21 protein-coding genes and 1 pseudogene are annotated in these 23,533 nt (G+C 73.5%); 10 read left to right on the top strand and 12 right to left on the bottom strand.

Features of this window, described 5'->3' with window-relative positions; all coding sequences use genetic code 11:
* Positions 1–72: 72 nt before the first annotated feature.
* From ABD54_RS16330 to ABD54_RS16320, 3 genes and pseudogenes are all read right to left on the bottom strand, one after another.
* A complete protein-coding gene (locus tag ABD54_RS16330) occupies positions 73–744 on the bottom strand; it encodes a uracil-DNA glycosylase (protein ID WP_082166853.1) in 672 nt (223 codons plus the stop codon).
* A 103-nt stretch (positions 745–847) separates the two neighbouring features.
* Positions 848–1,036 (bottom strand): annotated as a pseudogene (locus ABD54_RS29615) (helix-turn-helix domain-containing protein); the annotation flags it as partial.
* 333 nt (positions 1,037–1,369) lie between these two features.
* Positions 1,370–2,416, bottom strand: coding sequence for a medium chain dehydrogenase/reductase family protein (locus tag ABD54_RS16320; protein WP_047870350.1), 1,047 nt, complete (start codon positions 2,414–2,416; stop codon positions 1,370–1,372).
* 102 nt (positions 2,417–2,518) lie between these two features.
* Between ABD54_RS16320 and ABD54_RS16315 the strand changes: the two genes are divergently transcribed.
* Positions 2,519–3,160, top strand: a complete 642-nt coding sequence (locus ABD54_RS16315; RefSeq protein WP_047870349.1) for a TetR/AcrR family transcriptional regulator — start codon at positions 2,519–2,521, stop codon at positions 3,158–3,160.
* A 253-nt stretch (positions 3,161–3,413) separates the two neighbouring features.
* Here ABD54_RS16315 and ABD54_RS16310 read toward each other — a convergent pair whose 3' ends face one another.
* Together ABD54_RS16310 and ABD54_RS16305 are read right to left on the bottom strand one after the other, a co-directional pair.
* A complete protein-coding gene (locus ABD54_RS16310; RefSeq protein WP_235432082.1) occupies positions 3,414–5,219 on the bottom strand; it encodes a glycoside hydrolase family 15 protein in 1,806 nt (601 codons plus the stop codon).
* Between the two features lie 536 nt (positions 5,220–5,755).
* Positions 5,756–6,490 carry a YitT family protein gene (locus ABD54_RS16305; RefSeq protein WP_047870348.1) on the bottom strand — a complete coding sequence of 245 codons (735 nt, stop codon included), beginning with the start codon at positions 6,488–6,490 and terminating at the stop codon, positions 5,756–5,758.
* Positions 6,491–6,751: 261 nt separating this feature from the next.
* Here ABD54_RS16305 and ABD54_RS16300 point away from each other — a divergent pair, with 261 nt between their 5' ends.
* Positions 6,752–8,218, top strand: coding sequence for a PLP-dependent aminotransferase family protein (locus ABD54_RS16300; RefSeq protein WP_047870347.1), 1,467 nt, complete (start codon positions 6,752–6,754; stop codon positions 8,216–8,218).
* Positions 8,219–8,352: 134 nt separating this feature from the next.
* On the opposite strand, the gene ABD54_RS16295 is transcribed toward ABD54_RS16300, so the two are convergent.
* Positions 8,353–9,189: an alpha/beta hydrolase gene (locus ABD54_RS16295; RefSeq protein WP_047870346.1), complete on the bottom strand. Its 837-nt coding sequence runs from the start codon at positions 9,187–9,189 to the stop codon at positions 8,353–8,355.
* 319 nt (positions 9,190–9,508) lie between these two features.
* Here ABD54_RS16295 and moaA point away from each other — a divergent pair, with 319 nt between their 5' ends.
* The 4 genes from moaA to ABD54_RS16275 all read left to right on the top strand — a co-directional run bounded on the left by moaA (position 9,509) and on the right by ABD54_RS16275 (position 12,989).
* Positions 9,509–10,516, top strand: coding sequence for a GTP 3',8-cyclase MoaA (gene moaA, locus ABD54_RS16290; RefSeq protein WP_082166852.1), 1,008 nt, complete (start codon positions 9,509–9,511; stop codon positions 10,514–10,516).
* Between the two features lie 125 nt (positions 10,517–10,641).
* Entirely contained in the window at positions 10,642–11,829 is a 1,188-nt protein-coding gene (locus ABD54_RS16285) for an RtcB family protein (RefSeq protein ID WP_047870345.1), read from the top strand.
* Positions 11,830–11,920: 91 nt separating this feature from the next.
* Entirely contained in the window at positions 11,921–12,358 is a 438-nt protein-coding gene (locus ABD54_RS16280; RefSeq protein ID WP_047870344.1) for a hypothetical protein, read from the top strand.
* A 34-nt stretch (positions 12,359–12,392) separates the two neighbouring features.
* Entirely contained in the window at positions 12,393–12,989 is a 597-nt protein-coding gene (locus ABD54_RS16275; RefSeq protein WP_047870343.1) for a molybdenum cofactor guanylyltransferase, read from the top strand.
* A gap of 268 nt (positions 12,990–13,257) precedes the next feature.
* Here the strand turns inward: ABD54_RS16275 and ABD54_RS16270 are convergent, their stop codons facing one another.
* Positions 13,258–13,467 carry a hypothetical protein gene (locus tag ABD54_RS16270; RefSeq protein ID WP_082166851.1) on the bottom strand — a complete coding sequence of 70 codons (210 nt, stop codon included), beginning with the start codon at positions 13,465–13,467 and terminating at the stop codon, positions 13,258–13,260.
* Positions 13,468–14,013: 546 nt separating this feature from the next.
* On the opposite strand from ABD54_RS16270, the gene ABD54_RS16265 reads away from it, so the two are divergent.
* Positions 14,014–14,223, top strand: a complete 210-nt coding sequence (locus ABD54_RS16265; RefSeq protein WP_047870341.1) for a dodecin — start codon at positions 14,014–14,016, stop codon at positions 14,221–14,223.
* A 115-nt stretch (positions 14,224–14,338) separates the two neighbouring features.
* On the opposite strand, the gene ABD54_RS16260 is transcribed toward ABD54_RS16265, so the two are convergent.
* From ABD54_RS16260 to ABD54_RS16250, 3 genes are all read right to left on the bottom strand, one after another.
* Positions 14,339–15,127: a hypothetical protein gene (locus ABD54_RS16260; protein WP_047870352.1), complete on the bottom strand. Its 789-nt coding sequence runs from the start codon at positions 15,125–15,127 to the stop codon at positions 14,339–14,341.
* A gap of 154 nt (positions 15,128–15,281) precedes the next feature.
* Positions 15,282–16,046: a hypothetical protein gene (locus ABD54_RS16255; RefSeq protein WP_047870340.1), complete on the bottom strand. Its 765-nt coding sequence runs from the start codon at positions 16,044–16,046 to the stop codon at positions 15,282–15,284.
* A gap of 127 nt (positions 16,047–16,173) precedes the next feature.
* Entirely contained in the window at positions 16,174–17,709 is a 1,536-nt protein-coding gene (locus ABD54_RS16250) for an LCP family protein (protein ID WP_047870339.1), read from the bottom strand.
* A 494-nt stretch (positions 17,710–18,203) separates the two neighbouring features.
* Between ABD54_RS16250 and ABD54_RS16245 the strand changes: the two genes are divergently transcribed.
* The gene (locus ABD54_RS16245) at positions 18,204–19,112 is read left to right on the top strand and encodes an Lrp/AsnC family transcriptional regulator (protein ID WP_047870338.1); all 909 of its coding nucleotides are present in this window, start codon (positions 18,204–18,206) and stop codon (positions 19,110–19,112) included.
* Between the two features lie 486 nt (positions 19,113–19,598).
* Positions 19,599–20,351, top strand: coding sequence for an RraA family protein (locus ABD54_RS16240; RefSeq protein WP_047870337.1), 753 nt, complete (start codon positions 19,599–19,601; stop codon positions 20,349–20,351).
* Between the two features lie 196 nt (positions 20,352–20,547).
* Here ABD54_RS16240 and ABD54_RS16235 read toward each other — a convergent pair whose 3' ends face one another.
* Complete coding sequence (locus tag ABD54_RS16235; protein WP_047870336.1) at positions 20,548–21,249, bottom strand: FadR/GntR family transcriptional regulator; 702 nt, start codon at positions 21,247–21,249, stop codon at positions 20,548–20,550.
* Positions 21,250–21,418: 169 nt separating this feature from the next.
* Between ABD54_RS16235 and ABD54_RS16230 the strand changes: the two genes are divergently transcribed.
* On the top strand, positions 21,419–22,705 hold the full coding sequence (locus tag ABD54_RS16230) for an MFS transporter (protein ID WP_200904124.1): 1,287 nt from the start codon (positions 21,419–21,421) through the stop codon (positions 22,703–22,705).
* On the opposite strand, the gene ABD54_RS16225 is transcribed toward ABD54_RS16230, so the two are convergent.
* A complete protein-coding gene (locus ABD54_RS16225; RefSeq protein WP_047870334.1) occupies positions 22,674–23,495 on the bottom strand; it encodes a CPBP family intramembrane glutamic endopeptidase in 822 nt (273 codons plus the stop codon). The genes ABD54_RS16230 and ABD54_RS16225 overlap by 32 nt on opposite strands.
* Positions 23,496–23,533 lie beyond the last annotated feature (38 nt).

Below are 23,533 nucleotides of genomic sequence, written 5' to 3'. Positions count from 1 at the left end.
GTCCGCAGGTCAGCACGGGGGTCGGGGATCCGGGGTCGGGGAGAGGTGAGCGTGCCCCCGTGGTGGGAGCCGCTAGGGCAGCTCCCAGTTCACCAGGTCGGAGTTCTGCTCCTTGAGCATCTCGTTGGCGCGGCTGAACGGCTTCGAGCCGAAGAACCCGTTCCGTGCCGACAGCGGGCTCGGGTGCGCGGACTCCACGCACGGCACGCCCGGCATCAGCGGGCGCAGGTTGCGGGCGTCGCGCCCCCACAGGATCGCCACCAGCGGCTTGTCGCGCTCGGCGAGCGCCCGGATGGCCTGCTCGGTGACGGCCTCCCAACCCTTGCCCCGGTGCGAACCGGCCTTGCCCGGCTCCACCGACAGCACCCTGTTGAGCAGCAGCACGCCCTGCTGGGTCCACGGGGTCAGGTCGCCGTTGGAGGGCATCGGCACGCCCAGGTCGTCGACCATCTCCTTGTAGATGTTGCGCAGGCTCGCGGGCAGGCGCACGTCCGGGGCGACCGAGAAGCTCAGGCCCACCGCGTTGCCCGGGGTCGGGTAGGGGTCCTGGCCCACGATGAGCACGCGCACGTCCTCGAAGGGCTGCTTGAAGGCGCGCAGGACGTTCTCGCCGGCGGGGAGGTAGGTGCGGCCATCCGAGACCTCCTGGCGCAGGAAGTCGCCCATCGCGGCGATCTGCGGCGCGACCGGCTCCAGGGCCTCGGCCCAACCGCTGTCCATGATTTCTTTCAGGTCCTTCGGCATGGCCAGAACACTAGCGGCAGCGGGCGACATCCACGTCCGCGTCGGGCCCGCCCCCTCCCGGGAGCGAGGGTTCCCACCCGAGGACGCGGAGCCGCGAGCCCGTCTCCTCGACGTACTCGTGCACGGAGCGTTCGGGGACCCGATGGGAGCGGCCCGCCCGGACCGCCGGGAGGGCTCCGGCGCGGACCGTGCGGCACACCGCCGTCTTCGACACGCGCATGATCGCGGCGACCTCCGCGACAGTCAGGAAGCGCACCTGCCCATGGGGCGTCTTCGGTCCGCGCCGAAGCAGTGGGACGGGCACCCGGTCGTCGAGCCCCGGGACCCGGGCGGCGAACGCGTTCACCCGTGCCGGTGCGTCCGGGGCCGCCGCTCCGGACTCCCGCGGAACCTCCGGGAGGGCTGTGGTGACCAGAGGGCGCCCCGGGGCGGGGGGCTCCACCCCCAACGGCCGACAGTCAGCGCGGAAGTCCACGACGAACGGACCGTAGCCGGGGTCCTCTCCGCACGAGCGTCGGTGGTGCCGGGCGACCCGCCTCCGCTTCCTGGTCGATCGCCGCTCTCCGAGGCGCCGCCGGATTCGAGGAGCGCGGACCGGTGGCGGGGCGCCCGGAGCGCGCCGGCCTCACGCGTCGGGGACGAGCACGACCTTGCCGACGACCGTGCGGGACTCGGCGAGGGTCATCGCGCGCGATGCCTCCGAGAGCGGGACGCGGGCGGCCACCCGCGGCGCCAGGACCCCGTCGGCGAGCAGCCGCAGCACCTCGGTCAGGTCCTCGCGCAGGCGGGCGCGGAAGGCGTCGGCGCGGCGGCCGCGTCCGGCCCAGAAGTTGTAGAAGCGGGCGTTCCGGCCGTTGGGCAGGGAGTTCCACACCAGGAGACGGCCGAAGAGCGCGAGCACGGGCAGCCGGGAGTCGCCCTCGACGTCCTTCGTTGACGCCGTTCCGTAGGAGACCAGCGTGCCGCCGCGCCGCAGCAGGCGCCACGAGCGGGCCAGGCCGCCGCCGCCGACGTGGTCGAACACCGCGTCCACCCCTTCGGGCGCCAGGTCCCGGATCCTGTCGTACACGTGCGGGTCGCGGTAGTCGACGGGGGTCGCGCCGAGCGCGCGCACGGCCTCGTGGTGGCGCGGCGCGGCCGTGCCGATCACGGTGATCCCGGCGTGCCGGGCGAGCTGGACCAGGACCGTGCCGACGCCGCCGTTGGCGCCCAGCACGACGACGGTGCCGCCCCGTCGCACGCGGGCCGCGCGGTGCAGCATCTGCCAGGCGGTGATGCCGTTGACGAGCAGCGCCTCGACCTCCGCCGGGTCCGTCCCCTCCGGCACCGCGACGAGGTCGCGCGCGTCCAGCAGCAGGCGGCTGGCCCAGGCGCCGGTCTTGGTGACGGCGGCGAAGCGGCGCCCGACGAAGGAGGCGTCCACGCCCGGACCGGCGGCCTCGACGGTGCCGACGACGTCGTAGCCCGGCACGAACGGGAACGGGGGCTGGTCGAAGTACTTGCCCCGGCGCATCTGCTGCTCGGCGAACGAGACCCCGGTCGCCTCCATCCGCAGCAGGACGTGCCCGGGTCCGGGAGCGGGCAGGGCTCGCGGCCGCACCCGGAGGCCGGAGGGTTCGACCCGGCCGGGCAGCAGGACCTGGGTGGCGGTGGTGGCGGCGACGGCGTTCACGGGGCCTCCTGTCGGAGCAGTATTGCTAACACTCGTAAACTTACACCCGTAAATTCATGGGTGCAAGATGGGACCGTCGGCTCACGGCCGTAAGGTGACACCATGAAGGACACGAAGGAGGCCGCCGCGCCGCGCACCCGTAACCGCCGGGGCCAGGGCGGCCGCCTGCGCGAGGAGATCGTCGACGCCGCGGTGGAGATGCTCGACGAGACGGGGGACGAGCGCGCCATCACCCTGCGCTCCCTCGCGCGCCGCGTCGGGATCGCGGCGCCGTCGATCTACCCGCACTTCCCGGACCAGCCCGCCATCATGCTGGCCGTGGTCCGCCGGGCCTTCGGCGAGCTGGAGACGGCGCTGAACACGGCGGTGGCGCAGGCGGGCGACGACCCCCGCGCACGCCTGTACGCCGCGTGCCACGCCTACCTGGGCTTCGCCCGCTCGCGCCCCGAGCGCTACCGCACCATGTTCGGCGGCCTGTGGACGCCCACGCTCGGGGACTCCTCGGTGACCGGGCAGGACCTCGTCAGCCTCGGGGACGCGAGCCTGCGCGTGCTCGGCGAGGCGCTCGCCGCCTGCGTCGAGGCCGGGGTCTCCACCAGCACCGACTCCGGCGCCGACGCGGTCGGGCTGTGGCTGGGCCTGCACGGGCTCGCCCACCAGCGCGCCGTGACCCGGGTGTTCCCCGGGCCGGAGGACATCGGCGAGCGGATGATCCCGGCGCTGGCCCGCCTCCGCGAGGACTGAGGGCCCCGCACCGCTTCGTCCCCCGGCCCCGAACGCGCCGCCCGCACGTCCGGTGCGCCGTGCGAGCGCCCCGCGCGAGGGCTTCGGGCGGCCACGGCCGTGCCCTGGACGACACGGCGTCGCCCCCGCGCACCGCTCCCGGGGACTCGGCGCCGGTGCGCGCCCGCTCCGGTGGGGGCGGAAGCGTACGGGGGCGTCGGAGGAGGCGTATGGCTGCGGGGGCGGCCGGACGCGGGCGGTCGGGCGGCGCGGCCTACTCGGCCCGCCATCCCCCCTGACGGGTGGACAGGTTCAGCGCGGTGGTCACCAGCGGCACGTGGCTGAACGCCTGGGGGAAGTTGCCGACCTGGCGGTTCTCGCGGGGATCCCACTCCTCGGCCAGCAGGCCGACGTCGTTGCGCAGGGACAGCAGCCGCTCGAACAGCTCGCGGGCCTCGTCCTGGCGGCCGATCGACAGCAGCGCGTTGGCCATCCAGAAGCTGCACGCCAGGAACGCGCCCTCGTTGCCGGGCAGTTGGTCGGCGGAGTCGTCCAGGTCGGTGCGGTAGCGCAGCACGAACCCGTCCACCATCAGGTCCTTGCGCACCGCCTCGATCGTGCCGACCACGCGCGGGTCGTCGTAGGGCAGGAAGCCCACCTCGGGGATCAGCAGCAGCGCCGCGTCCAGCTCCTTGCTGCCGTAGTACTGGGTGAACGTGTTGCGCTGGGGGTCGTAGCCGTACTCGCACACCTCGGCGTGGATGGTGTCGCGCAGGGCCCTCCAGCGTTCGATGGGCCCCTCCTTGCCGAACTCCTCTATGCTGCGCACCGCGCGGTCGGCCGCCACCCAGGCCATCACCTTGGAGTGCACGAAGTGCTGGCGCGGCCCGCGCACCTCCCACAGGCCCTCGTCCGGCTCGTCCCAGCACCACTCCAGGTAGTTGACCAGCGAGCGCTGGAGGCCCCACAGGTAGTCGCCGCCGCGGATGTTGTGGCGGCGGGCCAGGTGCAGCACGTCCATGACCTCGCCGTAGACGTCGAGCTGGTACTGGCCCACGGCGGCGTTGCCGATCCTGACCGGGCGGGAGGCCTCGTAGCCCGGCAGCCACTCGGCCTCCCACTCGGTGAGCCTGCGCTCGCCGCGGATGCCGTACATGATCTGCATGAGCTGGGGTTCGCCCGCGATCGCCCGTACCAGCCACTCGCGCCAGGCCAGCGCCTCGTCCTTGTAGCCGGAGCGGATCATCGCCTCCAGCGTGATGGTGGCGTCGCGCAGCCAGCAGTAGCGGTAGTCCCAGTTGCGCACCCCGCCGACCTCCTCGGGCAGGGAGGTGGTGGGGGCGGCGACGATCCCGCCGGTGGGTCGGTAGGTCAGGGCCTTGAGCACGATGAGGGAGCGGATCACCGCCTCGCGGTAGGGGCCCTCGTAGGTGCACTGGTTGACCCACTTCTCCCAGAAGCGCTCGGTGCGCGAGAGCGCCTTCTCCGCGTCCAGGTGGTCGGACTCCTCCACCTGGGAGGGGTGCCAGGTCATCACGAAGGGCACCCGTTGGCCCGCGGTGACGGTGAAGGTGGCGTCGTGGGTGAAGTTGTGGCCCTGGAGGGAGATGGGGGTGCTGAGCCAGATGGCGTCGGGTCCGGCGATGGCCACCAGTTCGGCCCCGGTCCGGTGCACCCAGGGCACGACGTGGCCGTAGTCGAAGCGGATGCGCATGGTCGTCTCCATGCGCACTGAACCGCTCACCCCCTCGACGATGCGCACGATGTGCGGGGCGCCGCCGCGCGGCGGCATGAAGTCGATGACCCGGACCGAACCGGAGGGGGTGTCCCACTCCGACTCCAGGATGAGCGTGTCGCCCCGGTAGCGGCGGCGCGCGGCGCGCGGCTCGCCCTCGGCGGGGCGCAGGGTCCAGCAGCCGTTCTGCTCGTCGCCCAGCAGTGCTGCGAAACAGGCCGAGGAGTCGAAGTCGGGAAGGCACGCCCAGTCGATGGACCCGTCGCGCCCGACCAGCGCGGCGGTCTGCATGTCGCCGATCATTGCGTAGTCCTCGATCCAGCCGGGCACGCGGCTCACCCCCATCAGGTCGTCATGGTCTCTGCGGTCGGCGCCTCGTGGGGTGCGCGGTGTCCTGTGACGGCCGCCCGCACGCGCACCCGTGTGCGCGTCCCGCCGGGGTCCCGTCTCCTGCCCGCCATGGGGGGCGGCACCGCCGCCAGGCGCCGTTCGGGCCACGTTTCGCCTCCGCACCAGCCGCCGCTCGCCTTCCACCCGGTAATGTGCCCAGGTGAAGGCAGCCGAAAAGGCCGGTGCCCAGGAAGCGTCCCGAACACGGTCCTTTCCGTTCACCGCGGTCCCCATCTTCCCTTCTCCTCCGGAGGGGCGCCACCCGCAGTTGCACGTGCACCGGCAAGTGCAGCGAGGTATGTGGCGGAATGGGGGAGTTTGCTGGACCAGAAGTTATGACGCGGTGATAAAGCTCCGGTGACGGGAAGGCCAAGGTCAGCCGGAATGGGCGTACCCGGCGCGTCCACAACCCCTCCTCGCCGCCGGAGCGGCGCGCCCGGCGGTACCGCGCGGTACCGCCGCCCCTCCACACGGGTCCGCTCCTGGACGGCTCACTCCGGGTGGACGGGCCCCGGCTCACTCCCGTGTTCCGCTCCCGGGGACCGGCGGGGACCGCGCCGCCCGGCGACCGGATCGGGCACGCGCATCAGGGGCAGGAAGACCTGGGCCAGGGGTCCGATCGCCACGGCGAACACCAGAGTGCCCACCCCCACGGTTCCGCCCAGGAGGAAGCCGGTGACCACGACGGTCACCTCGATCACCGTCCTGGCCAGGCGCACCGACCACCCCCGGGCCGCCAGGCCGGTCATCAGCCCGTCCCGGGGGCCCGGGCCCAGTCGGGCACCGATGTAGCACCCGGTCGCGACCGCGCACACCACCACCCCGAGCCCCAGCAGCAGCACCCGCACCAGCAGCGAATCCGTCTCGGGCAGCAGCCACAGGAACAGGTCCACCGTCACGCCCACGACGACCACGTTGCTCAGCGTGCCCAGACCCGGCTTCTGGCGGAGCGGAATCCACAGCAGCATCAGCATCGCGCCCACCAGCACGCTCCACGTGCCGATGGACAGCCCCGTCTGGCGGGACAACCCCTGGTGCAGCACGTCCCAGGGCATCGCGCCCAGCCCCGCGTGCACCAGCAGCGCGCCGCTCAGCCCGTAGAGGACCAGGCCCGCGTAGAGCTGCGCCAGGCGGCGCCGCCTGGGCCGGGGCAGGGCGGGGGTGACCAGCACCCGGCCCAGCAGGGCGGCGGCCGCGTCACGGGCGGGACGGCGCTGTGCGGTCACGGAGACACCTGTCTTTCCTGGGATCATCGGATGAGAACCCGTGCTGAGGCACGGGCAAGCGGTTCCGGCGGGGCGCGGTCGGCGGCGACCCGGGGCGGGGGCGTACGCGGCACCCGGCCGGACCGTTCGCCGTCACCCGCGGCTCCCGCACCGGGCCCGGGGCCAGCAAGGGGGCCACCTGGGTATCGTGGCTGACGTGGCGCCTGGAATGAAGAGCCAATCCAGGTAACTGGCCCTTTGAACCCGGCGGCAGGGGACGGCATGGCGAGACAGGGCGCTCACCGCGCGGCGGAGCGCTCCGGGGGCGGCACCCGGCGGATCAACGGGCGCCTGCTGGCGCGCCTCATCGGCGAGGCGCCCGTGGAGCGCCCCTTCTACCTGGCCATCGCCCGTGCCGTCAGCGGACTGGTCCTGGACGGCCGCGTGCCCACCAACACCCGCCTCCCCGCCGAACGCGACCTCGCCGCCGCCCTCGGGGTCAGCCGCAACACCGTCACCGCCGCCTACGCCTGGCTGCGCGACAACCGCTTCCTGGAGAGCAGGCAGGGCGCGGGCAGTTGGACCGTCCTACCCGACTCCGCGACCAGCGAGCCCTCGCCCTTCGTCCCCGCCGCCGAGCACATCGACCTGGGGGTGGCCGCGCCCCCGGCGGTGGAGGGGCTGCGCGCCGCCGCGTTCCGGGCCGCCGAACAGCTCGCCGCACACGTGGGAGGGCTCGGCTACTACCCCTACGGGCTGCCCGAGCTGCGGCACGCCATCGCACGGCGCTACGTCGAGCGCGGGCTGCCCACCACCCCGGAGCAGATCTTCGTCACCAACGGCGCCCAGCAGGGCGTGGCGCTGGCCGTGGACATGCTCGTGCAGTCCGGCGACGAGGTCCTGGTGGAGTCGCCCACCTACCCCCACCCGTTGGACGCCGTCCGGCGGGCCGGGGCGCGGGTGCGCACGGTCGGGGTGACCCCGCAGGGCTGGGACATGGAGTACCTGGTCGACGCGTTCCGCCAGTGGAAACCCCGACTGGCCTACATGATCCCCGACTTCCACAACCCCACCGGCGCCCTGATGGACGACGAGGAGCGCCGGGTCCTGGTGCGCGAGGCGCGCCGGGCGGGAGCCCACCTGATCGTCGACGAGACCGTCGCCGAACTGGCCATCGACTCCGGCGACCTGCCCGCGCCGGTGGCCGCCCACGACACCGACGGCCGGGTGCTGACGGTGGGGTCGGTGGCCAAGCTGCTGTGGGGCGGCCTGCGGGTGGGGTGGGTGCGCACCACGCCGCCGATGGTGGCCCGGCTCATGGCCACCCGACAGCGCTTCGACCTGGCCGGGGCGGTGCTGGACCAGCTCACCGCCACCCACCTGCTCGCCGACGTGCTGCGTATCCGGGCCGAGCGCAGCCGCCAGTTGCGCCGCAACCGCGACGCGCTGCTGCACGCGCTGCGCGAGCGCCTCCCCGACTGGCGGCCCAGCGTGCCCGGGGGCGGGATGGTGCTGTGGGCGACCCTGCCCCATCCCGTGGCCAGCGCGTTGGCCACGGCCGCGATCCGGCACGGGGTGCACCCGGCCGCCGGGCCCGTGTTCGGCGCCGACGGAACCCTGGAGCGCTACCTGCGCCTGGCCTACACCCAGCCGCCGGACGTGCTCGTGGACGCCGTGGACCGCCTGGCCGCCGCCTACACCGAGACCCTGCTCCACCCGGCGCAGCCCCGGGGGCAGCTTTACGTGTGAGGGCACACCGAGGGGAGGGGAAGGCACGAGGTCCCCTTGCCAACAGCTCACCACGCCCGTCCGCCCCGGCGCCACCCCGGATCCGCGCCTGTGGAGAAGTCGGCGCCGGGCCCACGGCCGCTCCGGCAGGCCCCTCAGGCGCCACCCGCGGGCACGGCGAAGCGCTGGGCGAAGCGGACCACCTCGCCCAGCACCTCGTCCCGGTTGGTCTCGTTGAACACCTCGTGCCGGGCACCGGGGAAGACCCGCGCGGTGAAGTCCTCGCCCATGATCGCCGTCACGCCCACCCGCGTGCCCTCCAGCGGTACCAGCCGGTCGTCGGAGCCGTGGACCCACAGCAGCGGCAGCGGGCCCACGCTCCCGGCGGCCAGACCCCGCTCGATCTCGGTGAGCATGGCGTTCACCGTGGCGCGTTTGAAGGGTCCGTGCCAGACCAGCTCGTCGGCCACGTACGCCTCGCCCACGGCCGGGTCCCGCGAGAGCGTGGACGGGTCGATGGGGGCGTCGGGGATCTCCTCGGCGGCGGCGATCCGCTCCAGGGCCTCCCACCGGCCCAGCACCGGTCCGGACAGCACCAGCGCGCTCAGCCGCTCGGGGTGGGTCTGGGCGTAGCGGGAGGCGATGAGCCCGCCCATGGAGTGGCCGATGAGCACCAGCGGCAGCGTCCGGTAGGCGGTGCGCGCCTGGGTGATGAGCCGGTGCACGTCCTCGACCACGCCCGCGTAGTCCTCGATCAGGACCCGCTCACCGGAGGAGCCCCCGTGCCCGCGGTGGTCGGCGCCGTAGACCACCGCGCCCGCCCGGACCAGGTCCTCGGCCACCGCGTGGTACCTGCCCAGGTGTTCGCCGTAGCCGTGCACCAGCACCGCGAGCCAGGTCGGCTCGCCCCCGGCCGGGGCCCACGCCCGCGCCGCCAGCCTCCCCGAACCGTCCGGTCCGCCCGCCAGGGCCCACTCGCGTGTGGTGATCACCGTGTCCCGCCTCCTCGCCCGAGCCTTGGTCTGCGACGATCGAAGCCGTGTACGACCGTCGGATGGTCACCCTACGGCGGAACGGGCCTGTGCGCGCCAGGGCGGAGCGGGTCGGCGCGGCCCGTGGCCCCGGGGAGTGTGGGATCAGCCGATACGCCGACCGGTTTCTCGTGTCAGCCCACGAAAAACGGCATATGGCACGATCGGGACTGCCCGCCGCTTAAAGGGATCTTCTACGCTTATCTATGGGTACCCCTCGGGCCGGGTACACCTCCGTACACGGACCGCCCGACAACCCGGACTGGAGAGGGTGACGCCCGTGCTGGCCGACTCCTACGGACGAGTGGCGACCGACCTGCGGGTCTCGCTCACCGACCGCTGCAACCTCAGGTGCACCTACTGCATGCCGCCGGAGGGGTTGGAGTGGTTGCCCAAGCCGGAACTGCTCACCGACGACGAACTCCTGCGCCTCATCCGCATCGGTGTCACCCGCCTCGGCATCACCGAGGTGCGCTTCACCGGCGGAGAACCCCTGCTCCGCCGAGGCCTGCCCGGCCTCGTCGCCGGGACCACCGCGCTGGAGCCCCGCCCCCAGACCGCCCTGACCACCAACGGCATCGGGCTGGCCCGCATGGCCCCCGCCCTCGCCCAGGCCGGGCTCGACCGGGTCAACGTCTCCCTCGACACCCTGCGCCACGACGTGTTCGAGACCCTCGCCCGCCGCCGCAGGCTCGACGACGTCCTCGACGGCCTGGCGGGCGCCGCGCGGGCCGGGCTCACCCCCGTCAAGGTCAACGCCGTGCTCATGCGCGGCGTCAACGACGACGAAGCCCCCGACCTGCTGCGCTTCTGCGTCGAGCACGGCTACGAGCTGCGGTTCATCGAGCAGATGCCGCTGGACGCCCAGCACGGCTGGCGCCGCGACACCATGATCACCGCCGAGGAGATCCTCGCCACCCTCGAAACCGAGTTCACCCTCGACCCGGCCGACGCGGACACGCGCGGCAGCGCCCCGGCCGAGCTCTTCCACGTGCGCGGCGCCCGCTTCCCCAACGGGGAGCAGGCCACCGTCGGCGTCATCGGATCGGTCACCCGGCCCTTCTGCGGCGCCTGCGACCGCGTCCGCCTCACCGCCGACGGACAGGTGCGCAACTGCCTGTTCGCCCGGGAGGAGTCCGACCTGCGCTCCCTGCTGCGGGGCGGCGCCACCGACGACGACATCGCCCGGAGCTGGACCGCCGCGGTGTCCGCCAAACTGCCCGGACACGGCATCAACGACCCCAGCTTCCTCCAGCCGTCCCGGCCGATGTCGGCCATCGGCGGCTGAGCGCCGGCCGAAAACCCGTTGCCTCCTCCGGGCGGCTCTGGCTTGATGTTCCGGGGACGCGACCGCGTACGCGCCCCGTACGAACGGACCCACGGGCCGTGCCGGGAAAGCGAGGTGGCCTGAACATGTCCTACACCGAGGTTTCCGGGGAACGCGTCCCCATCCGCATGTGGGCCGCGCCCGACGGGGTCGAGGCCGCGGCGATGGAGCAGCTCCGCAACGTCACCCGCGTGCCGTGGGTGCACGGACTGGCCGTCATGCCCGACGTGCACTACGGCAAGGGCGCCACCGTCGGATCGGTCATCGCCATGCGCGACGCGGTCAGCCCCGCCGCCGTCGGCGTGGACATCGGCTGCGGCATGACCGCCGTGCGCACGGACCTGACCGCCGAGCGCCTGCCCGACGACCTCCGGCGGCTGCGCTCCGCCCTGGAGGCCGTGATCCCGGTCGGCTACCACGCCCACGACGAACCGGTCGACCCCGCCGCCGTCCCCACCCTGCGCGAGGCCGGCTGGTCCGGCTTCTGGTCGGGGTTCGACGCTCTGGCCGACGCCGTGCGCCCCCGCCGCGAGCGCGCCCTGCGCCAGATGGGCACCCTCGGCGGCGGCAACCACTTCCTGGAGGTGTGCCTGGACGACGGCGGCGCCGTGTGGCTGGTGCTGCACTCCGGGTCGCGCAACATCGGCAAGGAACTGGCCTCCCACCACATCGAGCGGGCCCGGGAACTGCCGCACAACCAGGACCTGCCCGACCGCGACCTCGCGGTGTTCGTCACCGGAACACCCGAGATGGACGCCTACCGACGGGACCTGTTCTGGGCCCAGGAGTACGCGCGGCGCAACCGCGACGTCATGATGGGCCTGGCCTGCCGCACCCTGGCCGAGCAGGTCCCGGGCGCCCGCTTCGAGCAGTGGATCTCCTGCCACCACAACTACGTGGCCGAGGAGACCTACGACGGGGTGGACGTGCTCGTCACCCGCAAGGGCGCCATCCGCGCCGGTGCTGGCGACCTCGGGATCATCCCGGGGTCCATGGCGACGGGCACCTACATCGTGCGCGGACTCGGCAACCCGGCATCCTTCAACTCCGCCTCGCACGGAGCCGGGCGGCGGATGAGCCGCAACGAGGCCCGCAGGACCTTCACCGAGGCCGACCTGGTCGAGCAGACCAGGGGAGTGGAGTGCCGCAAGGACCGGGGCGTAGTGGACGAGATCCCCGCCGCCTACAAGGACCTGGAGTCGGTGATCGAGGCCCAGAGCGACCTGGTCCGGGTGGTCGCCCACCTGCGCCAGGTGGTGTGCGTCAAGGGCTGAGGCGGTGCGCGGGACCGGTCCCCGGAGCGCCCGCTCCCGGAGCGCTCCGTCCGCGCGGACGGAGCCCCGGGCGCGGCGTACCCTTCCCTGCATGGGACACCGACACCCGAGCAAACTCAAGAACTCCGAGGTGAGCCACGCCCGCGCCCGCTGGCTGCTGCGGGCGGAACTGGACGGCTGCGACGAGTGCCGCCGGGAGGGCGACCGCGAAGCCCTGGCCGACCTCGCCAGCGGCGGCGTGTTCGACTCGCTGCTCACCGGGTTCGTGCTGTCCCGCACCCAGCACTGGTACTCCCCGAGCAGGCCGGTCACGTACCCGGCCACGGTGTACCGCATCGCCCCCGTCGACGAGCGCGACTTCTGGCGCCAGCCCACCCAGCACTGCATGCGGGTGTGCACGGTGCGCGGCTCGGAGGGCACCAGCGTGGACACCGTCCCCGCCCTCAAGGAGCTGCGGCTGATGTCGATGGACCACCGCCGGACCGTCCTGGACGACGTGATGGACGGGCTCGCCGAGACGGAGGGGTGAGCGCGCCGCCGACGCCGTGGGCCATGCTGGGGGCATGAACGAGACCCTGGACGCCGTCGTCCTCGCCGGGGGCGCGGCCCGCCGCATGGGCGGCGCCGACAAGCCCGGCCTGTCCGTGGCCGGACGCACCCTGCTGGAGCGGGTCACCGACGCCGTCCGCGCCCACAACGCCGGGGCGGGGGGCGGCGGACGGGTGATCGTGGTCGGCCCGCCCCGGGAGAGCCCGCGCGCGCTCTACGTCCGCGAGGACCCGCCCGGCTCCGGCCCCGTGCCCGCGCTGCGCGCCGGATTGCCGCACGTGCGCACCCCCCGGTTCGCGCTGCTGGCCGCCGACCTGCCCCACCTGGACCCCGGACACCTCGCCGCCCTGAGCGCCGCAGAGCGGGACGCCGACTGCGCGGGCGCGGTGTTCGTGGACTCGACCGGACGCGAGCAGTGGCTCACCGGCGTTTGGCGCACCGAGGCCGTGCGCGCCGCCCTCGCCGACCACCGGGGGCGCTCCCTGTACGGGCTGTTCGGCCCCCTCGCCCCCCGCGCGGTGGCCCTGGCCGACGACCTGGCCGTGGCCGACTGCGACACCCCCGACGACCTCGACCGCGCTCGCCGGATCCTGGAGCCGCCGACCGGCTGAGGGCCGCACCGTGGGTCGCGCGGGCGCGTCGCGGTGGTCCGCGGTGTGCGCCGTGACGCGATCAGGAAGGGCTGATCCCGCCCGGGCCGTTGAACCCCGCCGCGCCGAAGCAGTGGTCGGCCGCCCGCGTGGTGGCCTGTTCGCCGCGGCCCCGGTGCCCCGGGGTGCGGCGGCCGCGGTCCCCCGCCGTCCCGTCCGGAGGGGCCCGCGGCGGAGGCCCGCGCCGAGCCCGGTCCCCGCAGACCCGGACTGCGGGTCCTGGGGCCGGTCAGCCCTCGAAATCGTCCATGGGGACGGTCTCGCGCAGGAACCCCCGCATGTCCAGGAAGGAGGACAGGTACTCGCGGTGCTCGTCGCAGGCCGTCCACACCTTGCGCCGGTCGGGGGTGTGCAGCTTGGGGTTGTTCCACACCAGCGCCCACGTCGCCTCGGCGCGGCACCCGCGCCGCGAGCACTGCGCCTCCACCGGTTTACCCAATGCTGACCCCCAAGCCGGGAAACTGCCTCCGTGGTCAAGCCACGGGCACGTTCGGGTCTTCGCGTCCGTCCGCCCGCGCGGGCGGCTCGGAGTCGTACACAAGGCGACGCCGGGTGGTTACGGGGGCAAACCACCCGGCGTCGCAGGCGGTGCTCCAACGGGGGCTCGGAACACCGCTCCCGCGCTCCGACGGGGGACCGAAGCGCTAGGACCCAATGTACACCGATGCCCCCTGGTGTACGTCAAGAGTCAGTTACGACGTTGTCTCGGGAGAGTCCCGCCGATGCGAGGTCTTAAGTCCCAAATAGGGGCCAATGTGGCATTTTTCGCATAACTCCTGGACTCGCGGGGCGCGACCGCGGGTCAAGCCCGTCCCAACGGCGTCCCCCGAGTGTCCCCGCCGACGGCAAAGCGCTGGGCCCCCGCACGTCGGTGCGAGGCGGATGCGCCGGGAGGTCTCCGTGTGGCTCCAGGGGATTAAGGGGAGGCAGGAAGCGGGGGGCCGCGCTCCGCGCGGCCGAGAACCGACCACGCAGGGGGTCCCGCATGTCCCACAACACCTACCGCGTCACGGAGATCGTCGGCACTTCGCCGCAGGGAATCGACCAGGCCATTCGCAACGGCATCGACCGGGCCTCGGCCACGCTGCGCGGACTCGACTGGTTCGAGGTCACCGAGATACGCGGCCACATCGAGGAGGGCGGCGTCGCCCACTTCCAGGTCGGACTCAAGGTGGGCTTCCGCCTGGAGGAGTGAGGACGGGCGGCAGCGGTCACGGCCCGTGTCCGCCGTGACCGCTGCCGCCTCCCCCCGCGCCGACAGCGGCTCGCCCGGCCGCCCTCCCCGCGCCAGCGCCGGCTCCGGGGCCGCCTCACCCGCCCTCGGGGGCCTCCCTCCCGCGCTGCACGTCCACGTGCACGTGGTCCAGGTGGCGCAGGATCTCGTTGTCGGGGTCGGCCTCGTAGTCGCGCCACCCCAGCGACGGGAAGCTCGTGCTCCAGATCCGGTCGTCGAAGATGATCACGTCGATCTCGTAGTCCGGCGCGTGCGCGATCAGCCAGTGCGCCATCACCCAGCCCGCGCGGCGGTTGTCCTCGTTGACCGGCCGGTAGAAGACGTCGATCGCGCGGCCGTCGTAGTGCGCCGAGTCGTCGCCGTGGCCGGTGTCGAAGCCGCCCGGCTCGTAGCCGCCCAGGCTCAGGCCGGAGAAGTGCGCCTCCATGCCCTCCAGCAGGTGCTGGGCGCGCGGCCTCAGGCCCGAGGGCTCCAGCCCCTCCTGTGCCTCGAGGTCCGGGTTCTTGGTGGAACGGCAGGTCAGCGAGGGGCCGGCGTCCTCCTCCGGGCCCTCCTCCAGCAGCGTCGTCACCGACTCTGGGATGTCGCTGGTGTCGGGAGCCCCGATTGGGGCGCTGCCGCCCTGGACGGCGACGGCGGCCGCGGTGGTCGCCCGCCGGGCCTGGTCCCGGTCCAGGCGGACGTGCGCCTCGCCCGTCCACACCGAGCACTCCGGCCCCCAGGGCGTCGAGGCGGGGAACAGGTCGGTGTTGCGCGCCACCCAGCGCGCGCTCACGACGGCGACGACGGCCAGCGCCGACAGAACGGCCACGGCCATGAGCACGCCGGTCCACCGGCGCTCGGGCCGCGCGCTGCTGTGTGTCATGCCCCGCTCCTCCGTGTCCGTGCCGGGCGGTGCCGTCACCGCCGACGCGTTTTCAGAGAGACAACTCCCGGGAGGACCCCCGGGTTTCCGGCACCGCGGACATTTTTCCCCCTACCGGGACGGCTCTACCGCCCCCGGAGGCCGTCGTCGCGGTTCACCGGATCGACCACAGGACGAACAACCCGCCCAGGACCAGGGTCAGCGCCCAGATCCGGTCCATGGTCACACCGCGCCAGCGCAGCGCGTGCACCCCCAGGAAGTCGTGCGCGAGCAGCGCCGCGACCCCCGCCGCGCCCAGCATCGCCAGCGTGTGCACGCCGGTCGCGGCCAGGCCGACCAGCGTCGCGTCCCAGAGGGACCAGGCCCCCTCGGCCGCGGCCCCGCCCGCGGCCTCCGCACCAGCGCCTCCGGCCGCCTCCTCCGCCGGGCCCTCGGCCCCGCCGACCGGGGCCGCCTCCTCCTCCGCGGCCCCCTGCGCCCCGGCGCCGTGTCCGCCGTGCCCGCCGGAGTGCGTGTGCGCGAGCTGCCCCGCCAGCACCGGCATCAGCATCAACCCCGCGCCGTGCGCCGACGACATCAGGAACGACCACGCGCAAAGCTGCCACAGCGGCAGCCGTACCCCGCGCCACTGGAAGTGCCGGTGCGACAGCAGCATCACCAGCCCCACCAGGACGATCAGCGCGCCGCCCGCCACGGGGAAGAGCACCGAAGCGGTGACCGAGCCGGTGGCGGTGACGGCCACGGCCGCCACCCCCACGCTCGCGGCGTGCCCGGCGGCGATGGCGGGCAGCGACCGCAGCACTTCCGCGCGACCGCCCTCCTGGAGGCCGCGGCTCACGGCCAGCAGCCAGCCCATACCCGGGTGCAGGCCGTGGAAGGCGCCCAACGCGACGAGGGTCCAGATCTGCGCGGGGGTCACCGGGTCAGGTTCACACGGCGGTGAGCGGCCCGCAACGGTCCGCGTTCTTCTGACCGACACCGGTCACGCGGGGTTGCGCGCGGCCCCCGAGGGGGAGCGGGGGCCGCGCACCGGGTTCAGCGCCCGCTCAGGGGCACAGGGCCTCCAGGCTGCTGGGCTCCTCGCCCACCTGGCGGCCCGGCTCCCCGGGCTCCTCCTCGTCGAGGCCCGTGTACTCCTGCCACTCGGTCAGCCCTTCGTCCTCCGCGGGCTCCGCCGGTTCCGAGGGCGCGGCGGACTCCTCCTCGGAGGGGGCGCCGGAGGGCTCGGCGGCCGCGTCGCCGCCCTCGGACCCACCACCGGTGATCGCCTCGGCGACCAGGGCCTTGACCTGCTCCCAGTCCGGGTTGGCCGTGTTGACCTGGGGCGGCGAGAGCTGGAACGTGCTCATGCTCCCGGCGTCGGTGACCCTGTCGGCCAGCTCGACGAAAGCGGGCACCTTGGCCTGGGGGATGTCAGTGCTCAGGGTGCGCTCGGTGGCGCCCGCGAGCCTGCGGTAGCTCGTCAGGACGGTCATCGGGTCGACCTGCTCGGCCACGTACTTGATCAGGCAGCCCTGGCGGCCCATCCGGCCGTAGTCGTCGCTGTTGGTCCGCGAGCGGCCGTACCAGAGCGCGTCGTGGCCGTCGAGGCGGCGCAGGCCCGGCTCCAGCACCCCGCCGTGCACGCCGTAGGGGATCGGCTCCTCGATGAGCACCTCCACGCCGCCGATCGCGTCGATCAGGTCGCGGAAGCCCATCATGTCGACCATCGTGTAGTAGCCGATCTCCAGGTCGAGGTTGTACCCGATGACCTTCTTGAGGGTGTCGGCGGAGGAGTCGGCCGCGTCCGGGTTGAGCGCCAGCTCCTCGGGCTCCTCGGCCACCGTCTGGTACACGTCGTTGAGCAGCAGGTCGAAGCCGTAGGGCTCGGGGTAGCGCTCGGCCAGGGCGCTGTCCTCGGGGAAGTGCACGTTCTCCAGGTTGCGCGGCAGCCCCACCAGCACGGTGTCGCCGGTCGCGGTGTCGATGCTGGCCACCATCATGCTGTCGGTGCGCACCCCGTAGCGGTTGTCCGCGGAGTCCGCGCCTATCAGCAGCACGTTGACCCGCTCCTGGCCGTTCCACGGGTCGGCCTCGTCGTGCGGGGGCAGGAGGGGGTCCTCCTCGGCGTGGAAGACGCTGTTCAGCGTCTGGTGGGCCGTGTAGCCGCCGTGCAGGGCCAGCGCCGAGGGCGCCGCGACGGTCAGGCACAGCAGCAGCACCACGGCCGCGCCGAGCAGCCGCGAGTTCCGGGACGCCTCCGCGGGCCGGGTGATCACCCACGAGTGCACGATCACCGTCAGCCACAGCACCGCCGCGACGAACACCACGCCCATGGCCCTGAGCAGCCACCGGCCCTGTAGCGCCATGGTGGCCAGCCGCGCCATGGTGTTCTCCTCGTCGGCGCCCAGCCACCACGCCCACGCCACCAGCCCCAGGAGCCCGGCCAGGTAGACCCCCAGGATCACGGCGCCCGCGACCCTGCGGCGCATCCGCAGGTGGGCCAGTCCGGGAAGGGGAACCGACGCCGCGGTCCACAGCAGCGCCCGGCCCGTACCCGGGCGCGCGGGCGCCCCGTCCCGCTGATCGTCCTCCGCTGTCACCGGTGGTTCCTCTCCAGCCGCGGGGCGGGACCGCCCCGTTGTCTTCGCCGTTCCCGCCGCGGTCGCCGTGCGGTGCCACGCCGCGGGCACGGACTCGTGTCCGAAACCTCTGATATGTACACGCCGGAGAGGGGCATCCGATTCCCCTACGGGCCTGCCCGTGATTTTCGGACGTACCGTGCGGGCCGTCCTCCTCCGGGCGTGGAGAGCCCGCGGGGTGCGTGTGCGGGCCCGACAGTTCTCAGTGTGGCGCTTTGCGCGGGTTTGTGTGCACCGCTACTCAGTCATGAGGGATGTTCTATACAAGTCTGTTATGTGTCTCGCACGCGGCGCATGGGGCGTTAGCCGACCCCTCCCGCGCCGCCAAAGGGGGAGATCAACCGATTTCTTTGGCGATCAGTAGTGCGAGCACGCCGTAGCTGCGATGATCTGGCCGCAGGAGGGGGCGTCTCCCGGGGGAAGGGCGGCGTCATGGGAATGAAAGGCAAGCCATCGTGCTCGATGCGGTTGACACCGCGCTCATGCGCGCGCTGCAAGGGGACGGCCGAGCGACGTTCCAGGCACTGGCCGACGGAGTCGGTCTGTCGAGGACCGCGGTACGCGCCAGAGTGCGCCAGCTCGTGCAGTCCGGGGCGATCAGGATCGTCGGGGTTCTGCACGCCGGTGTCGTGGGAATGGAGGTCCTCAGCCACGTGTCGTTCCGCGTCAGCGGCCCCGTGGGGCCGATGCTGGACGCGCTGGGGGAGAGGGAGGCGGTGACCTTCGCCGCGCACTCGGCCGGACGGTTCCCTGCCGTGGCGCAGGTGCGGGTGGCCGACGGCGCGGCCCTGACCAAGGAACTCTCGGAGCTGCGCGCGCTGCCCGGTGTGGACGGCGCGGAGGTCTTCCGCGCCAACTCGGTGTTCAAGGACGCCCACAGCAGCGTCCGGGAGCTGCGCGACATCGAACTGGACGCCCTGGACTGGCGTCTGGTGCGGCAGCTTCTCAGGGACGGCAGGTGCTCCTACGCGGACCTGGCACGCCAGGTGGGGTTGTCGCAGGCCGCGGCCCGTTCGCGGGTGGTGCGGCTGCTCGACTCCGGTGTGGTGCACGTGACCGCGCTGGTGGAGCCCGCGGCGGTGGGGGCCAACGAGCGGCTGGGCTTCGGCCTGCGCTGCCGGGGCGACGCCGAACTGCTGGGGGCCGCGCTGGCGAACATGCCCAGGATCTCCTTCCTGGCCAGCGGTTTCGGGCGCTACGACGTCATCGGCACCCTCACCGCACCCGACCGCTGCCAACTGGTGGAGGCCCTGGAGGGGGTGCGCGCCACGCCGGGGGTCGGCTACGTGGAGTCCTGGGACCACCTGTCGGTGCGCAAGGAGCGCAAGGGGGGCGACCGTCCCCTCGAGTGGGTCGCGCCCTAGGAGTACCGCCCTGAGGGGTCGGTGACGCGGGCGGCCGTCCGGGACGTCTCCCGCGAGACGGTTCGCGCGGGTCGGCCCGGTCGGCCCGGTCGGCTTTACGGGCGGAACCGGCGCGGGGAGGGGTGGCCCGCTGCTCGCGCGAGCACCGGAGCCGAAGGCTCCGCGCCGAGGGCGGTGGAGGGCGACGGGCGGGACCGGAACGATCCGGGGAACCGCGACCCGGGGGCCGGTGGTCCGCGGCGCGACGGACCGAGACGAGCGCGCCGCGGACCGGCGGGCCCGGCGGCGGGCACGCTGGGTAGGCGCGGACGGCCTCTCCCGTCCGTATCTGTAACCAGCGGTAGCATTTTTACGTGTTTCCGGCGCGCACGGCTTGCGTCACGCTTAAGTTACCGGTGAGTATGGGAAGGGGTCGGTCCGTGCCGGCCGCACCGGGCACGGGTGTAGTGGGAGGCTGACGTGGCACTGGCGGATACGTTGACGGCTGTGGGCGCGGTGGCGCTCGCGCGGTGCGGCGGCCGGCCGTTCGGGACGCACCTGTTCTCCGTCTGGCCGGGGGCCGCCTTCGCGGCTACCGCCTTCCCGGTCCGCTGCACGCCGGGGGACAACCTCGCCATCCACGTCGCCGTGGCCCAGGCCCCGCCCGGCTCCGCCCTGGTGGTGGACGTGGCCGGGGAGGCCGAGTACGGCTACGTCGACGAGATCCTCGCCGTGGCCGCCAGCACCCGCGGGGTAGCGGGCATCGTCCTGGACGGCTGCGTCCGCGACATCGCGGCCATCGCCCGTTGCGCGCTGCCGGTCTTCGGGGCCGGGGTCGCGGTCCGCGAGGCCGCGCACGAGGCGGGCGGCTCGGTGGGCCGCCAGATCAGCATGACGCCGGGCGGCCCCGCGCCCCTGCCCGTGCGGCGGGGCGACTGGATCGTCGCCGACGACGACGGCGTGGTGTGCCTGCCCCGGGGGCAGGTCGGCTCCATCATCGCCGCGACCGTGGACAGCGTCTCGCGCGAACGCGAGATCATCGACGCCGTCTACGCTGGGGAGAGCACCCTGGACCTGCTCGGACTGGACCCCTCGCGGGTCGCGGGCTGGGAGGACCGCTCCGAGCACCGCTCGCGGCGCTCCGGGCGCCCGCGGACCCTGGGTGCCCTGCGCGACACCGCCGCGCGCGGCGCGGAGGGCCATCCTGCGGCCCGTTCGCGGGTCTGGCCGCGCTCCGCTGTGGGCGACCCCCGGGAGTGAGCCGTGGGCCCTCTCTGTGGCGGCCGGGGGCGGCTCCGGAATGCGTCGCCCGGTCCGGGGCGACGCGCCCGCCGGGTCCGCGCGGGCTCCTCGGGGCGGGACGGACCCGGTGCGTGCGCACCGGCCCGGAAGCGTGTGGGAACGCTCCCAGGCCTTCGAGGCGCCTCTCGGACGGACCGGGTCCGACGCGGGCCGCTCAATCCTCGGTGAACGAGAGCAGCTCGTCGATGTAGCAGGTTGCCTCCCGCGCGGCCCCGGCCGCGTCGGCGTCGCGGATCGCCTCGGTCAGCTTGGAGTGGTCCACGCCGTCGGTGGCCGAGGAGGGGCGGTCGGTCGCCTCGGCGCCCTGCTCGTAGGCCGTGTGCGCGATGCTCGCGTACACCACCTGCGCGATGTCGTCGTACAGGTCGATGAGCAGGGTGTTGTGGGTGGCGTTGACCACCGCGCGGTGGAACGTGAAGTCCGCCTCCACGAACGCGCCCATGTCGCGCTCGCGCCAGGCGGCCTCGCGCAGCGCCATGGCGCGGTCGATGTCGGCCATGTCCTCGTCGCTGTGGCGCAGCGCGGCCAGCCGGGCCGCCTCTACCTCCAGCGCGCGGCGCACCTCCAGGTTCTCCCGCAGGCGGGAGCGCTCCAGGCGGCGCCGCAGGGCGCCGCCGAGTTCGCTGGAGGCCCGCACGAAGGTGCCCGCCCCCTGGCGGATCTCCAGCAGCCCGGCGTGGGCCAGGGCGCGCACCGCCTCGCGGACGGTGTTGCGGCCCACCTCAAGCTGGTCGGAGAGCTCCGACTCGGTGGGGATGCGGTCGCCCACACCCCACTCGCCCGAGTCGATCTGTGCTCGTAACTGACTGATGACCTGGTCGACGAGACCGGTCCGGCGTGTCGAGGCGAGGGGCACGCGTATACCTCCTAGGGGCGGGTCGCCGGATGAATGGGCCAGCGCACAGGTACGGAACGGTTAAGGCCGGAGCTTAGACCAGTTACCGTCGGGAATTGGCTTTGAACGGTAATGCGTTATCCTCATGAAGTACATCGGGTCATCCTATGAATTTCTGCGAGTCGCCTCCATGAGCGCCGGACCAGCCCCCCGCACCCCCGTGACGAGCGGCCCCGCCGCAGGCCGGACCGCCCCGAGCCGTCCCCCGCGCGCGGCCCTGCTGCTGCTCGCCGCCGGGATCGCCTTGGCCGCCCTGAACCTTCGCACCGCCATCACCAGCGTCGGCCCCGTGCTCGACGAGGTGACCGCCGGGCTGGGCATGACCGCCGTCGGCGCGGGGATCCTCACCACCCTGCCCGTGCTGTGCTTCGCGCTCTTCGGCGGCCTGACCCCCGTTCTGGGGCGCCGCCTGGGCGAGCACCACCTGCTGGTCTACGCGCTCGTCGCCCTCACCGTCGGCCTCGCCGCCCGCGCCGCGGCCCCCGAGCCGTGGATGTTCCTGGTCCTGAGCGTGGTGGCCCTGTCCGGCGGCGCGGTCGGCAACGTCATCCTGCCCGCCCTGGTCAAGGAGCACTTCCCCGACCGCGTGGGCCTCATGACCACCGTGTACACCACCGGCCTGGCGCTGGGCACCACCATCGCCGCCGCGGCCACCGTGCCCCTGGAGCAGTCCACCGGCGAGTGGCGCGCGGCGCTGGGCGCCTACGCGCTCTTCGGCGTCGTGGCCGCCGTCCCCTGGCTGCTGGTGCTGCGCCACGAGCCCGCGCGCGGCGACGCCTCCCGGGCCCTGGGCTTCGGCCAGGTGCTGCGCACCGGCCTGGGCTGGCAGTCCGTCCTCTACTTCGGCACCCAGTCCTCGGTCGCCTACATCATGTTCGGCTGGTACGCGCAGATGCTGCGCGACCAGGGCATGGACGCCCAGACCGCGGGCCTGGCGCTGTCCTATCTCACCGTCCTGGGCATCCCCATGTCCCTGGTGCTGCCCACGCTGCTGACCCGGACCAGCGACCAGCGCCCCTTCGTGCTGGCCTTCTCCGGCGCCTACCTCGCGGGACTGGCCGGGCTCTGGTTCGCCCCGCTGTCGGGGGTGTGGGCCTGGACCACGCTCGTGGGGATCGGCATGGGCAGCTTCGTCTTCGCCCTGACCTCCTTCGCGCTGCGCACCCGCACCGGGGCGGGGACGGCGGCGCTCTCGGCCGTCAGCCAGAGCCTGGGCTACCTCATGGGCGGGGCGGGGCCCTTCCTGTTCGGGCTGCTGCGCGAGGTCAGCGGCGGCTGGCACGCGCCCCTGCTCCTGCTGGCGGCGCTGGTCTCGGTCAACCTGGCCACGGGCCTGTTCCTGGGCCGCCCCCGCTACCTGGAGGACGCCATCGCCGCCCGCGGCCTCACGAGGGCAGCCAGTCCAGACGGCCGATGAGGTAGACCGAGCCGACGAAGGCCGCGACGTCGATGGCCGTGTGCGCCACCACCAGGGGCATCACGCGTCCGTAACGCAGGTAGAACCAGCCGAAGACCAGCCCCATCACCAGGTTGCCGAAGAACATCCCGACGCCCTGGTAGAGGTGGTAGAAGGCGCGCAGCACCGAGCTGGCCAGCACCGCCTTCCACGGCGTCCACCCCAGTTGCCCCAGCCGGTGCAGCAGGTAGCCGACCACGATCACCTCCTCCAGGATCCCGTTCTTGGCCGCCTGGAGCACCAGCACGGGCACGTCCCACCAGTTCCCGGCCAGGGTGCTGGGCCTGATCGTGACCGTCAGCCCCAACCGCCAGGAGACCACGTACAGCGCAAGGCCGCTGAGGCCGATCAGCGCGGCCAGCAGGGCGCCGGAGCCCAGGTCGAAGCCGGGACGGCGCAGGTCGAAGCCGATCGTTGCCGAGGAGTCGCCCGAGCGGCGAAGGAGGTAGGCCACCAGCAGAACCGGGACCAGGGCGCTTGCCAGCGCGAACAGCTGCCACGACAGGTCCAGCCAGGGGCGCTCCTCGTCCGCTCGGGGGCGCACCAGGCTGGCGGTCTGCTCGGCCAGTGACTGGGGCTCGGTGAGCACGCCGAGGAAGGAGATGGTCGCCGAGACCGCCGCGGCGCCCAGCGACAGGGCGAGCACGCACAGGACCTCCCAGCGCAGCAGGCCGCGCTCGACGGGTGCGGCGGGGGCGGGCGGCGCCCCCGCGGGCAGTTCGGCGTCCGGGGTGTGGGTCTTGTCGGTCACGCGTTGCAATGTACGCGCTGTCGGAGGGGGACGGTGAC

The sequence above is a fragment of the Nocardiopsis sp. RV163 genome, assembly GCF_001029525.1.
Taxonomy (GTDB): domain Bacteria; phylum Actinomycetota; class Actinomycetes; order Streptosporangiales; family Streptosporangiaceae; genus Nocardiopsis; species Nocardiopsis dassonvillei.
Note: the sequence above shows the minus strand (reverse complement) of the source record. Positions and strands in the feature narration are given on the sequence as shown.

Bases quoted from the DNA above. Each gene is read 5' to 3' on its own strand.
- ABD54_RS16330 (WP_082166853.1), bottom strand. From the start codon at position 744: ATGCCGAAGGACCTGAAAGAAATCATGGACAGCGGTTGGGCCGAGGCC.
- ABD54_RS16315 (WP_047870349.1), top strand. From the start codon at position 2,519: ATGAAGGACACGAAGGAGGCCGCCGCGCCGCGCACCCGTAACCGCCGG.
- ABD54_RS16310 (WP_235432082.1), bottom strand. From the start codon at position 5,219: ATGGGGGTGAGCCGCGTGCCCGGCTGGATCGAGGACTACGCAATGATC.
- ABD54_RS16300 (WP_047870347.1), top strand. From the start codon at position 6,752: ATGGCGAGACAGGGCGCTCACCGCGCGGCGGAGCGCTCCGGGGGCGGC.
- ABD54_RS16285 (WP_047870345.1), top strand. From the start codon at position 10,642: ATGTCCTACACCGAGGTTTCCGGGGAACGCGTCCCCATCCGCATGTGG.
- ABD54_RS16280 (WP_047870344.1), top strand. From the start codon at position 11,921: ATGGGACACCGACACCCGAGCAAACTCAAGAACTCCGAGGTGAGCCAC.
- ABD54_RS16275 (WP_047870343.1), top strand. From the start codon at position 12,393: ATGAACGAGACCCTGGACGCCGTCGTCCTCGCCGGGGGCGCGGCCCGC.
- ABD54_RS16265 (WP_047870341.1), top strand. From the start codon at position 14,014: ATGTCCCACAACACCTACCGCGTCACGGAGATCGTCGGCACTTCGCCG.
- ABD54_RS16260 (WP_047870352.1), bottom strand. From the start codon at position 15,127: ATGACACACAGCAGCGCGCGGCCCGAGCGCCGGTGGACCGGCGTGCTC.
- ABD54_RS16230 (WP_200904124.1), top strand. From the start codon at position 21,419: ATGAGCGCCGGACCAGCCCCCCGCACCCCCGTGACGAGCGGCCCCGCC.